Annotated in this window: 14 protein-coding genes; 13 read left to right on the forward strand and 1 reads right to left on the reverse strand. The window is 43.7% G+C overall.

Annotation, left to right across the window (positions count from 1 at the left end; all coding sequences use genetic code 11):
- Nucleotides 1-35: 35 nt before the first annotated feature.
- Nucleotides 36-1,442, forward strand: a complete 1,407-nt coding sequence (locus DESME_RS04000; protein WP_006715145.1) for an L-cystine transporter — start codon at nt 36-38, stop codon at nt 1,440-1,442.
- Nucleotides 1,443-1,568: 126 nt separating this feature from the next.
- On the forward strand, nt 1,569-2,384 hold the full coding sequence (gene larE / locus DESME_RS04005) for an ATP-dependent sacrificial sulfur transferase LarE (protein ID WP_006715144.1): 816 nt from the start codon (nt 1,569-1,571) through the stop codon (nt 2,382-2,384).
- Between the two features lie 70 nt (nt 2,385-2,454).
- Here the strand turns inward: larE and DESME_RS04010 are convergent, their stop codons facing one another.
- Nucleotides 2,455-3,207: a tRNA threonylcarbamoyladenosine dehydratase gene (locus tag DESME_RS04010; protein ID WP_006715143.1), complete on the reverse strand. Its 753-nt coding sequence runs from the start codon at nt 3,205-3,207 to the stop codon at nt 2,455-2,457.
- Nucleotides 3,208-3,448: 241 nt separating this feature from the next.
- Here DESME_RS04010 and DESME_RS04015 point away from each other — a divergent pair, with 241 nt between their 5' ends.
- The 11 genes from DESME_RS04015 to nuoF all read left to right on the forward strand — a co-directional run bounded on the left by DESME_RS04015 (nt 3,449) and on the right by nuoF (nt 15,368).
- On the forward strand, nt 3,449-4,858 hold the full coding sequence (locus tag DESME_RS04015; protein WP_006715142.1) for a LysM peptidoglycan-binding domain-containing M23 family metallopeptidase: 1,410 nt from the start codon (nt 3,449-3,451) through the stop codon (nt 4,856-4,858).
- A 145-nt stretch (nt 4,859-5,003) separates the two neighbouring features.
- Nucleotides 5,004-7,169: a Tex family protein gene (locus DESME_RS04020; protein WP_006715141.1), complete on the forward strand. Its 2,166-nt coding sequence runs from the start codon at nt 5,004-5,006 to the stop codon at nt 7,167-7,169.
- A gap of 24 nt (nt 7,170-7,193) precedes the next feature.
- Nucleotides 7,194-8,105 carry a DMT family transporter gene (locus DESME_RS04025; RefSeq protein WP_006715140.1) on the forward strand — a complete coding sequence of 304 codons (912 nt, stop codon included), beginning with the start codon at nt 7,194-7,196 and terminating at the stop codon, nt 8,103-8,105.
- Nucleotides 8,083-9,261, forward strand: coding sequence for an amidohydrolase (locus tag DESME_RS04030; RefSeq protein WP_006715139.1), 1,179 nt, complete (start codon nt 8,083-8,085; stop codon nt 9,259-9,261). Before DESME_RS04025 ends, DESME_RS04030 begins: the two co-directional genes overlap by 23 nt.
- A gap of 4 nt (nt 9,262-9,265) precedes the next feature.
- Nucleotides 9,266-9,754, forward strand: a complete 489-nt coding sequence (gene tsaE / locus DESME_RS04035) for a tRNA (adenosine(37)-N6)-threonylcarbamoyltransferase complex ATPase subunit type 1 TsaE (protein ID WP_006715138.1) — start codon at nt 9,266-9,268, stop codon at nt 9,752-9,754.
- A 19-nt stretch (nt 9,755-9,773) separates the two neighbouring features.
- Nucleotides 9,774-10,496: a tRNA (adenosine(37)-N6)-threonylcarbamoyltransferase complex dimerization subunit type 1 TsaB gene (tsaB, locus tag DESME_RS04040; protein ID WP_006715137.1), complete on the forward strand. Its 723-nt coding sequence runs from the start codon at nt 9,774-9,776 to the stop codon at nt 10,494-10,496.
- Nucleotides 10,489-10,986: a ribosomal protein S18-alanine N-acetyltransferase gene (gene rimI, locus DESME_RS04045; protein WP_006715136.1), complete on the forward strand. Its 498-nt coding sequence runs from the start codon at nt 10,489-10,491 to the stop codon at nt 10,984-10,986. The genes tsaB and rimI overlap by 8 nt, the downstream gene beginning before the upstream one ends.
- A gap of 3 nt (nt 10,987-10,989) precedes the next feature.
- Nucleotides 10,990-12,018 carry a tRNA (adenosine(37)-N6)-threonylcarbamoyltransferase complex transferase subunit TsaD gene (gene tsaD / locus DESME_RS04050; RefSeq protein ID WP_006715135.1) on the forward strand — a complete coding sequence of 343 codons (1,029 nt, stop codon included), beginning with the start codon at nt 10,990-10,992 and terminating at the stop codon, nt 12,016-12,018.
- Between the two features lie 438 nt (nt 12,019-12,456).
- Nucleotides 12,457-13,047, forward strand: a complete 591-nt coding sequence (locus DESME_RS04055) for a 5-formyltetrahydrofolate cyclo-ligase (RefSeq protein ID WP_041484075.1) — start codon at nt 12,457-12,459, stop codon at nt 13,045-13,047.
- Between the two features lie 35 nt (nt 13,048-13,082).
- On the forward strand, nt 13,083-13,565 hold the full coding sequence (gene nuoE, locus DESME_RS04060) for an NADH-quinone oxidoreductase subunit NuoE (protein WP_006715133.1): 483 nt from the start codon (nt 13,083-13,085) through the stop codon (nt 13,563-13,565).
- Between the two features lie 12 nt (nt 13,566-13,577).
- Nucleotides 13,578-15,368 carry an NADH-quinone oxidoreductase subunit NuoF gene (gene nuoF / locus DESME_RS04065; RefSeq protein WP_025248649.1) on the forward strand — a complete coding sequence of 597 codons (1,791 nt, stop codon included), beginning with the start codon at nt 13,578-13,580 and terminating at the stop codon, nt 15,366-15,368.
- The last annotated feature ends 7 nt before the right edge of the window (nt 15,369-15,375 follow it).

Here is a 15,375-nt window from a genome sequence, read left to right on the forward strand (position 1 = left end):
TAGTAGGAATAATAATATGAAGTGAGGTATTTAGCGTGGATTTATTGCATGTTTTATTGAATGTCATTATCATGCTCAGTCTTATTTATGGAATTGTATGGATGAAAAAGAAAAAACGATATTCATTTACAGTGAGAGTTTTTACAGCCTTAATTCTGGGTATTTTGTATGGAGTGATTCTTCAATATGCTTATGGAGCAACGTCAACTATTGTTAAAGAGGCGAATACCTGGTTTGTTCTTGTAGGGAATGGCTATGTCAGGTTATTAAAGATGACAGTTATTCCGCTTATTTTTGTGGCGATAACTTCAGCTATTATTAATCAAGATTCCAAGAACTTAGGTAAAAAAGCGGGAACTATTATTGCCATACTTCTGATTACGGCAGGAATTGCGGCAGCAGTAGGTGCAGGAACGGCCGGTACCTTTGGCTTAGATGCAAGTTCCATTCAAGTTGGAATGCAGGAAACACAGGCTGGAGAGAAAATGGTTAGCACATTGGCTGACTTCCAACAGAAGACAATTCAGGATCAATTCCTAGAGATCATTCCGACAAACCCGTTCTATGCACTTACAGGGCAAGGTAGCAATGCCACTTTATCCGTTGTATTTTTTGCAGCCTTAGTCGGAATAGCCACAGTCGGCCTTCGTAAGACGAAACCGGAATCAGCGGAGCTATTTACAAAGTTTTTGAATGCCTTTCATGATGTCGTCATGCGGATCGTAACGCTGGTTCTTCGGCTTACCCCTTATGGTGTTCTAGCGCTCATGACGAAGTTCGTTTCGACAAGTAATGTCAGTGAAATTCTTCGTTTATTGCAGTTCGTTTTAGCTTCGTACACAGCAATTCTTATTATGTTTGGTATTCATCTGATTATCCTTGCCGTTTTTGGACTCAATCCTAATACCTATTTAAAAAAGACGGTACACGTGCTTACTTTTGCCTTTACCTCTAGAACGAGTGCAGGAACTCTTCCTTTAACGGTTGAAGCCTTAACAGATAGGCTTGGAGTTTCCAATGGAGTTGCGAATTTATCGGCTTCTTTTGGAACGAGTATTGGGCAAAATGGGTGTGCAGGGATTTACCCAGCGATGTTAGCTGTAATGATAGCGCCTGCCGTAGGAATTGATCCGATGACACCCGCTTTCCTTTTCAAACTCGTCATAGTAGTTGCCTTAGGTTCCTTCGGTATTGCGGGTGTAGGGGGTGGAGCAACTTTCGCAGCCCTTACCGTTCTTTCAATTATGGGGTTACCTGTAGGACTTGTTGGCTTACTGATTGCCATTGAGCCACTCATTGATATGGCAAGGACTGCGCTCAATGTGAGTGACTCAATGGTTACAGGGCTAGTATCTTCTAAGGTTTTACACGAACTAGACAAAGATAAATATAATGATAGGAATGCAGGATCATCAACAGGGGATACAGCTCTTGAATTTTAAGTCGATTGATGTAAAATGAAAGTGGTATTTAAAACAGGGGTGTTATGTTTTCCCCTGTTTTTTCTTTACCCAGGGAAAGCATTGGAGACATAGGAAGAAGGAAATATGGAGGAGTTTTCAGTGAGTATGACTTTGGATTTAAAATTAACGAAGCTAAAAAATATATTGAAAGATATGGGTTCTGTTCTAATTGCTTATTCAGGCGGTGTGGATAGCTCTTTTTTGGCTAAGGTTGCATTTGATATGCTAGGGGAGAAAAGTCTGGCCGTAACAGCAACTTCGGAAACATACCCAGAATGTGAACTAGACGAAGCGATTACAACTGCAAAAACGATTGGAATCAATCATCTTGTGATCCATTCGAACGAACTCACGGACCCTAATTTTAGAAAGAATCCTCAAGATCGTTGTTACTATTGCAAATCTACACTTTTCTTGAAATTAAAAGCGATTCAAGTAGAGCAAGGGATTAGCATTGTAGTAGATGGAGCGAATCTTGATGATCTCCAGGACTATCGACCGGGTCATCGAGCAAAAGAGGAGCAAGGTGTTCGTAGTCCACTTCAGGAAGTGGGAATGACTAAAGAGGATATTCGACTTTTATCAAAAGAACTTGGCCTTTCTACTTGGAATAAGCCGTCCTTAGCCTGTTTATCTTCACGGATACCTTATGGGGAGGAAATTACAGTAAAGAAGTTAAAAATGATTGACCAAGCAGAGACTGTTCTACGTCAACTTGGTTTCAAAGAACGACGAGTTAGGTATCATCAGGAGATTGCCCGAGTTGAGTTGCCACGTCAGGATTTCGCCAAGCTCACGGATGCTGTAATTGAGGAGATAGTAACGCGTCTGAAGGGGTTAGGATTCACTTATGTTACATTAGATTTGCAAGGTTTACGCAGTGGAAGTATGAATGAAGTATTAAAAGAAGAGGGTATGTAATTTCATTAATAGGAATACAATAAAGCTCAGACCTAACGGTCTGAGCTTTAGCTATTTATATTCGAATAAATTACTTCTTAAGCAGATCGCGTACCACTTCCCCAGCGATGAGTAAACCGACGACCGGCGGCACAAAGGAAATACTCCCGGGGATTTGTCGTTTCAATGCACAATGAGCATCTCCACCCGGACAAATACAATTATTCCGGCAATCTGATTCAATAGACAAGGGTTCTTGAGGTAGGTCAGGAGAATAGACGACCTTTACGCCCTTAGTAATCCCCTCTTTTCTGAGCAACTTCCGAACGGCTTTAGCGAGCGGGTCTCCACTCGTTTTAGATATATCCGTGATTTTGTAATTGTTGGCGGACAAGCGATTTCCTGCTCCCATGCTGGAAATGAAAGGAATATCTCGCTTAAGGCATTCTTTGACTAAACTCACTTTGCCTGAGACAGTATCGATTGCATCTACAACATAATCGGGTTTGCTCCCTAAGAATTCGTCTGCTTTCTCTTCGTTGTAAAATTCTTTGCGGGCATCCACTTTGGCTTGAGGGTTAATTTGAGCAATTCTTTCCTTCATGACGTCCACTTTGGCTTGACCGATTGTCGAATAGAGGGCATGGAGTTGGCGATTGATGTTAGTTAAGCAAATCTCATCATAGTCCACTAGGGTTAAACGGCCAACTCCGGCACGGGTAAGCGCTTCAACAGCATAAGAGCCAACGCCACCGACACCAAAAACCATGACATGGCTCTGATTTAACCGTTCTAGCCCTTGAGCGCCTATGAGTATTTCTGTGCGGGAAAATTTGTGTTGCATATGTTTCCTCCAAGTTTGTTTAAGAAAAGTTCACTTTTTTATTATAACTTAAAAAGGAGAATATTTTACTCTTAGGATTTTTTTTGTCGATAATATAATTTTTTACAAAAAATTCACCAAAAGTTCACAAACATCTTGTATAATATAAAAAGGTTGTCATCCGACAATGTGAAAATAATTATTTGCCCTTAAGCAATAGCGAAGCCTAAAAGCTAAATCAAGGATAATTTGGAGGTCCCAGATGAAGAAGTTTAGTCTCAGCTTGTTTCTTAAGAATAAACCTTGGCTACATAGTAAAGAATGGTGGAAATCACCTAAAGTTATCGTTGGAACGTTGACCGTGTTTCTCTTTTTAGGGAGTGGAGGTTATTATCTCGCAAGTTCATCGTCGGCAGCATATCTTGTGATAAATGGTGAACAAGTGGGAATTGTTGTGAATGAGAAAAGTGGACAGGATCTGATTCAATCCGTTTTAGAAGAAAAGGGTGCGTCGCTTGGAGTTATTGCGAAAACCCATGATAAAATTGTGTTTGAACCGGCTCGAATTAACAAAGATGAATTTCAACCTGTTACTGAGGAAGAGATACAAGCGAAGTTATCCACTTATATTGAGGCGGGTGCAATAACGATTGCAGATCAGCCAACTTTTGTTCTTCCAACTTTGGAAGAGGCTCAAAAACTCTTGCAATCGTATCAAGACAGCTTTAATAAACCAAGTGATTCCAATCAAATCACTGAGGTATCCTTTGAAGAAAATGTTGGCACTCAAATCGTGGAAGTTTCTCCTGACAAAGTTTTAACCCCGGAACAGGTTTTAGAAAAGCTTAAGCAAGGGAATATCCAAAAGATAGAGTATACCGTTCAATCCAATGACTCATGGTGGCTTATCGCTCGTAAGAACAATATGTTAACCATGGAGGTTCTTGCGGCAAATCCGGGAACCACTTTAGATACGAAGATAAAACTAGGACAGAAAATTAATCTAGAGAAGGTTACTCCCTATTTAACGGTGGTCAGCACGGGAACGCGTACGGATCAAGAGACTCTTCCTTTTGACGTGGTCTCTAAAACGGACAGTAGTCTAAGCAGTGGACAGACTAAGATTGCACAAGCTGGAAGTGATGGACAGAAAGATGTCACATATACATACGTTCAGAAGAATGATAAGATCGTAAGTAAAAGTATTGTCGATGAAAAAGTGACTAAAGAACCTGTAGACCAAGTCGTTGCCAAAGGACCTCAAAAGACCGTTTACGTTGCTTCAGCTTCACGCGGTAGCGGGAGAGTTTCTGGGCTAGGTTGGCCTTTGAATTCACACATTAACTCCTATTACGGTTATCGCTCGGGAAGCATGCATACGGGGATTGACCTCGCAGGTCATCTAGGAGATCCGTTTGTTGCTGCTGCTTCTGGGAAAGTGGTAAGTGCGGGCTGGGGTGGCAGTTATGGCAATATGATCGTGATTGATCATGGAAATGGGGTAAGCACACGTTATGCCCATTCATCAAAGTTACTCGTTTCGGTAGGTGAAAGCGTAACGAAAGGCCAAACGATCGGATTGGTGGGTTCAACAGGGAATTCGACAGGCCCTCACCTTCATTTTGAAGTTATGATCAATGGGGATACAGTGAATCCTTTAAATAATCTTTAAATTCTTTGTCTTAAGAATGAATTGGTTAAGCTCTTCCTAAATAGGAGGAGCTTTTCTGGTTCTCAAATGGGACTTTATTTAACCTCTACAGGTAAAAGTGTTATAATTAAAAACTGAGAACTTTTAGTAAGGAGGGCTACACCCCTTGGAATTTGCCTCATTAATTGCTCAAGAGCTGAATTTAAGACCCAATCAAGTGAAGGAAGCGATACAGTTACTCGATTCAGGAAATACAATTCCATTTATTGCCCGCTATCGTAAAGAGGCGACGGGTGAACTTGATGAGAATGCGCTGCGTAGTATTGTTGAGCGTTTGGAATATCTCAGAAATTTAGAACACCGGAAGACAGAAGTGCTTAGAATAATCGAGGAACAGGGAAAGTTGACGGCAGAGCTTACAGCACAAATTCATAAGGCACAGATTCTTCACGAAGTGGAAGATCTTTACCGGCCTTATAAACAAAAACGTCGTACCCGCGCAACGATTGCGAAGGAAAAGGGGCTGGAACCTCTTGCAACTTGGATTCTAGCACAAGCTCCTGATGGACGTCTTGAGGAAGAAGCTTTAAACTATATTAACCCGGAACTTGGAGTAGAGACAGTTGAAGATGCTTTAGCAGGGGCTTCGGATATACTCGCCGAGATTATTTCCGATGATGCGAATTTGCGCAAAAGAATTCGCGCAACGACCTTTCGCTTAGGAGATATTGCTACCTCCAGTAAAAAAGCGGATGAACGATCTCCCTATGAAATGTATTATGATTATCGGGAACCTGTGCGCAAAATTCCACCGCACCGGATTTTAGCCTTAAACCGGGGAGAGAAGGAAGAATTTTTAACGGTTAAGATTGAAGTCCCCATGGGAGAGGTACTACGGCTGATTCAGGCAGTCTATGTAAAGAATGGTCCTTGTGCATCTGTTGTTGATCATGTAGCTGAGGATGCGTATAAACGCTTAATTGCACCTTCAATTGAGCGAGAAGTACGTGGAGAGCTTTCAGAAAAAGCGGAAGAGCAAGCGATTAATGTCTTCGCTGCAAATTTGCGTCAGCTCCTTCTACAACCACCTGTTCGAGGTAGAGTTGTGCTTGGACTAGATCCCGGTTTTCGAACAGGATGTAAATTCGCAGTAGTTGATGATATAGGAAAATTGTTACAGGTAGGGGTTATTTATCCTCATCCGCCCCAGAATAAGAGAGAGGATGCTAAACGCATTATTCGCGAAGCCATAGAGAAATATCAGGTTGATATTATAACGATTGGAAATGGGACGGCCTCCAGAGAAACAGAAGAGGTCGTAGCTGAGCTCCTTAAAGAAAGCGGAATTCATTCTGAATATATCATTGTTAGTGAAGCCGGTGCTTCCGTCTATTCGGCCTCCAAGCTTGCAGGAGAGGAATTTCCTGATTTCGATCTTTCCTTGCGTAGCGCAGTTTCAATTGCGCGCCGCTTACAGGATCCTCTGGCTGAACTGGTTAAAATCGAACCGAAGGCGGTTGGTGTCGGGCAGTATCAACATGATGTTCAGCCTAAACGTTTAGATGAATCCCTGCAGGGCGTTGTCGAATCGGCTGTTAACACAGTTGGGGTTGATTTGAACACAGCCTCAGCTTCATTGTTACAATATGTTGCTGGCTTGAAGCCAACTATTGCCAAAAATATTGTGGCTTATCGAGAGGAGAACGGAAAATTCGCGAAGCGCGCTCAGCTTAAAAAGATCCCCCGTCTTGGGGAGCAAACCTTTATTCAATGTGCAGGATTTATTCGGATACCCGGTGGTGAGAACCCCTTAGAAAATACTCCGGTTCATCCTGAGTCCTATGCATTGGCAGAGAATATCTTGCACAAAGCGGGCTTCACCTTGGGTGATTTAGAAACACGTCCGGCTGAAGTCAGAAAGGTTATTGCTACGCTTAAGGCGGAAGAGTTAGCTGAAGAATTTAAGGCAGGGGTACCTACTGTTAAGGATATTCTAGATGCGTTACAACGCCCGGGCCGTGACCCGAGAGAGGATCTTCCTCGACCAAAACTCCGCCGAGATGTAACCCATCTTGAGGATCTAAACGAAGGAATGATTCTCGAGGGAACCATCCGGAATATCGTGGATTTTGGAGCGTTCGTTGATATTGGCGTCAAACATGATGGGTTAGTTCATATCTCTCAAATCAGTCAAAAGTTTATTAAACATCCGATGGAAGTACTGTCCGTTGGGGATATTGTTAAAGTTCGAGTACTGAGCATTGATAAAGCTCGGGAGCGGGTAGGACTCTCGATGAGAGATATCCCAGAAAACGCACAGGTTTCGATTTAATCGGCCCGAGAGGAGAAACGAAGGGTGTTAGACGAGAAAAATAAGCAGAGAATTATCGGAGAAGGAGCAGTTTTACTCTCAGCGGTATGTTTTGCCATGACGTCCATGTTGATTAAAACTGCCTTTAGCTTAGATTTAAGCCCCTTACAGATCTTGGCACTCCAGTCCTGGATAGCGTCTCTCTTGCTCTTGCTATATGGCTTGATATTTAATCGTAAGATATTTGTTGTTTCAAAACGCAACGCGGTTATATTAGTGTTTCAGGGTTTAATAGGAAGTTTAGGAACGAGCCTATTTTATGCCTATGCTTTGCTTTATTTACCGGTATCTGTGGCAACCCTTTTACTCTACCTCTATCCTGTGCTGGTCTTAGGAGCAGGAGTTGTGTTTTTACATAAAAAAGTCGGATTGATGGAAAAAACCGCCTTGGCCTGCACATTTGTAGGAACGACTCTGGCCAGTGGCAGCTTTTCCGGCTTCGAAGGGATTCCTTTACTCGGTGTACTTCTGGGCATCATTGCTGCAATCACTTACGCGTTCTTTAATGTCGTAGGTGAAGTTGCTTTGCAAGAGGTTTCACCCTTAACGGCGATGGCCTATTCTCAATGGTTTTCTTCATTAGGGTTGATTTTCTATTTAAAAGGGAATATTCTTCAGTTACCTTGGTCTAACCTGGATATCTGGGGGATTGGTCTAGCCTTAGCGACTATCGCTTCTATCGTTCCCTTTTATTTAATCATGTTTGGAATTCAAAAAGTAGGGTCAGATCGAGCATCTATTTTAAGTACCTTTGAGTTACCGGTCACGTTTGTTATGGCTGCACTTATTTTGAAGGAAATTCCAAGATTAGCTCAATGGGCTGGTGGCGGATTTGTTTTAGTTGGAATTATTTTACTTAATTGGAGGAGTTCTCATGAACGCGAACAAACAGGCTAGTTTATTAGTTCAAAATGGCCGGATTAAGACTATGGCTGGGCAGGAATTTATCGGGAGTATTTGGATCGAAGAAGGTCAAATTAAGGCCCTTGGGAAAAAGCTTGAGGTGCCCGCAGAAGTTCAAAGAATTGAAGCGAAGGGAAAATGGGTGCTCCCGGGATTTATCGATGCCCATACCCATGTTGGAATTGGTGAAGAAATTTACCAAACAGAAGGGGACGATTTAAACGAAATGACGGATCCCCTCACTCCGGAACTTCGGGCAATTGATGGAATCAACCCAGAAGATGAAGGGTTTAGAGATGCTCGTTTAGGAGGAGTAACGACTGTTTTTGCAACACCGGGCAGCGGCAATGTCATTGGCGGCACGGGTGTAGTGCTCAAAACGGTCGGTAATATTGTAGATCGGATGATTATCCGTGAACCTGCAGGATTGAAAGTTGCCTTTGGGGAGAATCCAAAATCCGTGTATGGTGAGCAAAAGAAAATGCCCATGACCCGGATGGGAACGGCAGGACTTCTTCGTCAAGCTCTAGTTGATGCTCAAACCTATCTGGAAAAGTGTGAAGAAGGCAAAACAGATTTGGAAAAGAAGCCGGAGCGGGATTTGGGTTATGAAAATATCGTCCGTGTTCTAGAACGAGAGATTCCTTTGCGGGCGCATGCTCATCGTTCAGATGATATTATGACTGCGATCCGAATTGCACAGGAGTTTGATGTTGATTTAGTCATAGAGCATTGTACGGAAGGCCATAAGATTGCTGAGGAATTGGCTGAATATGGATATCCTGCTACAGTAGGACCGGCAATGGTTAATCGGGCCAAAGTTGAGTTAAAAGAGAAATCCTTTAAGACTCCGGGAATATTAGCACGCGCAGGGGTTAAGGTAGCCATCATAACCGACCACTCGGTAACTCCGATTGAGCGATTACCGTTATGTGCTGCTCTAGCGGTTAAAGATGGGATGGATCCAGAAGACGCATTGAAGGCGATTACGATTAACCCTGCCGAAATACTTGGAGTTGCTGATCGCGTGGGTTCCTTAGAAGTGGGTAAAGATGCAGATGTAGTGATCTGGAGTGACCATCCTTTTACGATGCAAGCGCAACCTGAGATTGTTATCATTAATGGTCAAATCGTTAAACCGGAAGGGTGAACCGATGGATTACACGTTTAAAAGTCAGAACAAAGAGGCAACGCTAAAGTTGGGACAATCTCTCGGTCATATTTTGCAAGGGGGAGACATTCTCTGTCTTGAAGGAGATTTGGGTGCGGGTAAAACGGCTTTAGCGCAAGGAATTGCAGTAGGGTTAGGACTTACGGCGGCGGTAACCAGCCCGACCTTTACTTTCATTCAGGAATATGCGACTTCGTTACAAGATAACCTTCGGCTTGTTCATATGGACCTTTATCGTTTGCAACATCCGGAAGAAGTCGAAGTGATAGGCGTTGAAGATGCGTTTCAAACGGATACCATCTGCCTTATTGAGTGGCCCAAGATTGCAGAAGATTACCTCCCCGAGGATCGCTTGGATATCCATATTCAAGGAAGTGGAGAGGATACGCGTATTTTTACCTTCCGTTTTCAAGAAGAAAGCTGGCAGGAACGTCTTGATCGGCTTTTTTCCATTCTAAAGGATGATCATTAGGGAGAGGTTAGGATAAACGATGAAGTATCTCACGATTGACACAACGACAAAAGTCACTGCACTGGGGTTAGGAGAAGAGGGGCGACTTGTTGCTGAAGGCTTTTTGCATACCACGAAGACGCATTCTGAACGGTTGATACCCATGCTGGACCAATTACTAGGAGCAGCGGCTTGGAAACTTCGAGATATAGATTTTATCGGAGTTGTGCGCGGACCAGGTTCATTTACAGGGATTCGTATTGGAATTGCCTCAGCCCAAGGTTTAAGTGAAGTTCTTAACGTTCCATTAATCGGGGTACTCTCTTTGGATGCTCTGGCTTGGGCTGGCTATGGACGAAGTGAAGCGATCGTTCCGATTCTTGATGCACGTAAAAATGAATGGTACACGGCCGGGTATTATTGGGATGGATCGTCTCAAAGACCGGGCTGTCGGGTCCAACCCCATGCAATTGAACCCCAGCGCTGGCTAGAAGAATGTGCCCGCTTGGATTGCCCGGTCCTATTTGTCGGCGATGCGGTTTCTCGCTACAAGGAACTGATTTCAGAAAAATTAGGAGAGCGTGCTGTACTCCTTCCCGATTATTTAGCTTTGCCTAGAGGTGCTTTTGCTGTTCAGGAGGTTTGGAAACGCTGGAGAGAGGAAGTTCAAGGAGAAAGCGTAGAGCCTTATTATCTTCGGCTTTCCGAAGCTGAAGTAACCTGGGCCAAAAAAGAGGAGGCGCGTCTTAAAAACAATGGATAGCATCGGGATAAGTGGAGAACCGTTTGCGCAGGCCATTGTTCGTCTGATGAAGGAAGATGACCTTGAGCGCATCATGAAGATTGAGCATGCGTCTTTTCCAACGCCGTGGTCGCCTCAAGCTTTTATAACGGAATTGACGGAAAATGAATACGCCCGCTATTTTTGCCTCGAAATAGGCGAGAAAGTTATCGGCTATATGGGTTTATGGTTTATTTTAGAAGAGGGGCATATTACAAATGTCGCGATTGCTCCTGAATTTCGGGGGCAACGTTTCGGAGAACTCTTGATGCGTTCGGTTATGCAGCGAATGCAAGTTGAGGGAATGGAACGGATGACATTAGAGGTTAGAGCGAGTAATTATACAGCACAGAGACTCTATGAGCGCTTAGGTTTTGTGCTGGCTGGAAGAAGAAAAGGATACTACTCCGATAATCGGGAGGATGCCCTAATTATGTGGGTTGAGCTCGATTCAATGGGAGCTAAGGGCTAGGAGGTGAGTCTAATCGCGAATTCAGATGTTCTAATTTTAGGTGTAGAATCAAGCTGTGATGAGACTTCGGCCGCAGTTCTTCGGAATGGGCAGGAGTTATTAAGCCACATCATTTCCTCTCAGATTAGTACCCACCAAAAATATGGCGGTGTTGTCCCGGAAATTGCTTCTAGGGAGCATCTTTTGCATTTCCGAGGGGTTGTACGGCAAACCTTAACTGAGGCCGGAGTCAATTTTTCCGATCTTTCAGGGATCGCTGTGACCTATGGTCCGGGATTGGTCGGGTCTTTATTGGTTGGAGTTGCAGGGGCAAAGGCGATGGCCTATGCTGCAGGGTTGCCCTTGATAGGGATTAACCATCTGGAGGGGCATATTTATGCTAATTTCCTTAATACCCCGGATTTGACCTTTCCGTTACTGGCCTTGCTCGTTTCTGGCGGACATACCCATCTCGTTTATTTTGAAGGCCATGGACATTTTCAAGTGCTGGGGCATACCCGAGATGATGCAGCAGGGGAGGCTCTCGATAAAATTGCACGTGCGTTGGGGTTAGGGTATCCTGGCGGACCTCAAATTCAAAAGGCTTCTTTATCAGGGAATCCGCATGCTTTCGAATTCCCCCGGGCAATGTTGGAACCCGGAAGCTTGGATTTTAGCTTCAGCGGGATGAAATCAGCAGTTCTCAACACGTTGAATTCAGCGCGAATGAAAGGTGTTGAACTGAGTGTGCCCGATCTTGCAGCCTCCTTTCAGCAAGCTGTAGTCGATGTGCTCGTTCGGAAAGCCTTACTGGCTTTAGAGCGGACCGGTGCTAAGACGCTTGTGCTTGCTGGTGGAGTTGCCGCCAATGCGTTATTAAGAGAACGTCTGACTGCAGAGCTTCTGACAAAAGAGATTCGCTTTGTGTATCCGCCTCCAATTTTATGTACGGATAATGGGGCAATGATTGCAACAGCAGGCTATTATCATTATCTCGTTCGTGATTTTGCGCCTTGGAATCTTAATGCTATCCCCGGATTGAATTTAGTTTAAGAATAGGTAATTGGAGATTACGTAAGAATCGGCATACCCAATGACATTGAATTGGGTATGCCGATTCTTTTGTTTTGCAGAGTTTTGGGTAAGGGGCTAGGACTTTCGGGAAAGGGTAAACGTGTTCTGTGGATAGAAAAAGCTGTGGATAATGTGGATAAGTCTGTGAATAACTGAAAAAAGCGAGTTTGAGGCGTTTACTCACAAGTGGGGATAAGCGGATAACTTTATGCACAGGGGCTGTGGATAATGTGGATAAGTAGGCGGAATACTGTTTTCTTAGCAATATGCCTTGGGGATAACTTCAACCGAACACGTGTTATCCCAGCGGCTAAGAAGTTAGGTTAAAAAGTTATTTGGACAAGAGAAGGAATTTTCGAGGTCATGCCGAAAATTTATATTTGTAAGAGATTGAATTTTGAAAAAAGTGGTGATTTTATGCACACTAAACGTGCGGCTCGCGAAATCGCTTTAGGTCTGCGGTCTGTGCTTACGAGGGAAGAACATGAAGAAAAAAGTCGAAAAATTCACTCAATTATTACTGCACTGGAAGAATTTCAGAAAGCAAGGACGGTTATGTCCTTTCTGAATTTTAGGGATGAAGTGGATACAACCTTACTTGCTGAGAAGATTATAGAATCCGGAAAACATTTAATTTTGCCTCGTTGCGCACCTGAAGGCGTTTTAATACCTGCAGAAATCAACGATCTTAGGATAGATATCGAACCTGGAAAATGGGGAATTAGAGAGCCGAAAAAAGAGAACTTAGTGACGGCTAATCCAGAGGATATCGACCTTATCCTTATTCCGGGAGCAGCTTTTGATCGGCAGGGCAATCGATTGGGTTATGGAGGCGGATATTACGATCGTTTCTTAAATCGACTGCGTCCTGAAACGCCCAAAATTGCACTTGCTTTTGCATGCCAAATTTTACCGGAAGTTCCGGTTGATCCGTATGATTTAAGGATAGATGCGCTTGTTACGGAGGAAGGAATTCTCTGGTTTAAATCATCATCTTATCAAACATAAATTTACAATACGTAACTGCAAAGGGAGGGAAATGAATGGGTGTGGAGTGTAAAGATCTCGTGGATCCAAAAGAGGAGAAACTCGACCAAGTGATCGCACAGTACAAATCAGAGAAGGGTGCTTTGATTCCGGTGCTTCAACAGGCCCAGGCTATTTACGGTTATCTGCCTGAACATGTCTTAAAACGCGTTAGTCGTGTGTTGAAAATCCCAATTGCTAGAATTTACGGCGTGGTTACTTTTTATGCCCAATTTCGATTAGCTCCGATGGGACGTAATGTGGTCAGTATCTGCTTAGGTACAGCCTGCCACGTTCGTGGGGGGGCCAAAGTGTTGGACAGGATCGAAGATGAACTTAAGGTCAAAGACGGGGAAACAACGGAAGATGGACGGTATACTCTGGAAATCGTGAATTGCATGGGAGCATGCGGTTTAGCACCTGTCATCGCGGTGAATGGAGAAGTTCATGGGCGTTTAATCCCAGAGCAAATTCCTAAAATCCTCGCGAAGTATGAGTAGGGAGGAGAAGGAATGATGACTAAGAAAAAAGTATTGGTTTGTGCAGGGACAGGGTGTGCCTCGTCGGGAGCACGTCAAATTGTTGATTTACTCAATCAGGAGATTTCTCAGCAGGGATTAGCGGATCAAGTCGAGATTGTTCCAACGGGGTGTCACGGTTTCTGCGAACAAGGGCCTACTTTAATTATTGAGCCCGAACAGACGTTGTACACTTTGGTCAAGCCGGATGATGTTCCTGAAATTGTAAAAAAAGAGTTCGCTCAGGATGAACGAGTAGAGAGATTGCTTTATGTTGATCCTCTGACTGGGCAACACGCAACAACCTTTGCTACAACGCAATTTTTTGCCAAGCAAAATCGGATTGTTCTTAAAAATTGCGGTTTTATTGATCCAACGAAAATTGAGGACTATCTATCCAATGAGGGTTATGAGGGCTTCAAAAAAGCGCTTCAGCAAATGACTCCAGAACAAGTCATTGAAGAAGTTAAAGCAGCAGGTTTGAGAGGACGCGGGGGCGCAGGCTTCCCGACGGGTTTGAAATGGAGTTTCTGTAAAGATGCTGCAGGTGATAAAAAGTATGTTATCTGTAATGCCGACGAAGGTGACCCTGGGGCTTTTATGGATCGGGGGGTCTTAGAAGGAGACCCCCACTCTGTTATTGAGGGGATGCTCATTGGAGCGTATGCTATCGGTGCGGATGAAGGATACGTCTATTGTCGTGCAGAATATCCGCTCGCGATTAAAAATCTGGGGATCGCGATTAAACAAGCCGAAGAATCAGGATATCTTGGCGATAATATATTAGGAACTAAGTTTAATTTTCACTTAAAGATTCGCGAAGGAGCAGGAGCATTTGTTTGTGGCGAAGAGACTGCACTCATGGCTTCAATTGAAGGTAAGCGCGGAATGCCAAGGGTTAGACCTCCTTTCCCAGCACAAAGCGGCTTGTGGGGTAAACCAACCAATATCAATAATGTGGAAACCTGGTCGAATGTTCCTCACATTTTAAGGCATGGCGCCAAATGGTATGCTCAAAACGGAACGGAAAAAAGTAAAGGAACCAAAATTTTTGCCTTAACAGGTAAAGTCAATAATACAGGCTTGGTCGAAGTTCCAATGGGTATGACCTTACGGGAAATCATTTTCGACATCGGCGGCGGAATTCAGAATGGCAAGAAATTTAAGGCAGTTCAGATCGGTGGACCTTCAGGTGGTTGTTTACCCGAAGAAATGTTAGATTTACCGGTCGATTATGATACTTTAACCAAGGCCGGAGCCATGGTGGGCTCAGGTGGATTAGTTATTATGGACGAAACCACGTGCATGGTCGATATTGCTCGCTTCTTCTTAAACTTCTCCCAAAGTGAATCATGCGGAAAATGTACCCCTTGTCGCGAAGGCAATAAACGCATGTGGGAAATTCTCGACCGGATTACGCGTGGAGAAGGAAAAGAAGAAGATTTGGATACTTTGGAACAATTGGCTTTGACCGTAAAGGAAACGTCGCTCTGTGGTTTAGGGCAAAATGCCCCAAATCCGGTCTTAGCGACTCTGAAATATTTCCGAGCTGAGTTTGAAGCACATATCCGTGATAAGAAGTGTCCTGCACATGCTTGCAAGGCTCTCTTAGATTATTCAATCGATCCCGAAAAATGTAAGAAGTGTGGACTTTGTTCTAAGAATTGCCCTGCCAAATGTATCACTGGAGATAAAGATACCCCTTATGTTATCGACAATAAGGCCTGTATTCGTTGCGGAACCTGTTTGGAAAAATGTAAATTTGGGGCAGTGATGCAAGCATAGAGAGAGG

It is taken from the genome of Desulfitobacterium metallireducens DSM 15288 (assembly GCF_000231405.2).
GTDB lineage: Bacteria > Bacillota > Desulfitobacteriia > Desulfitobacteriales > Desulfitobacteriaceae > Desulfitobacterium_A > Desulfitobacterium_A metallireducens.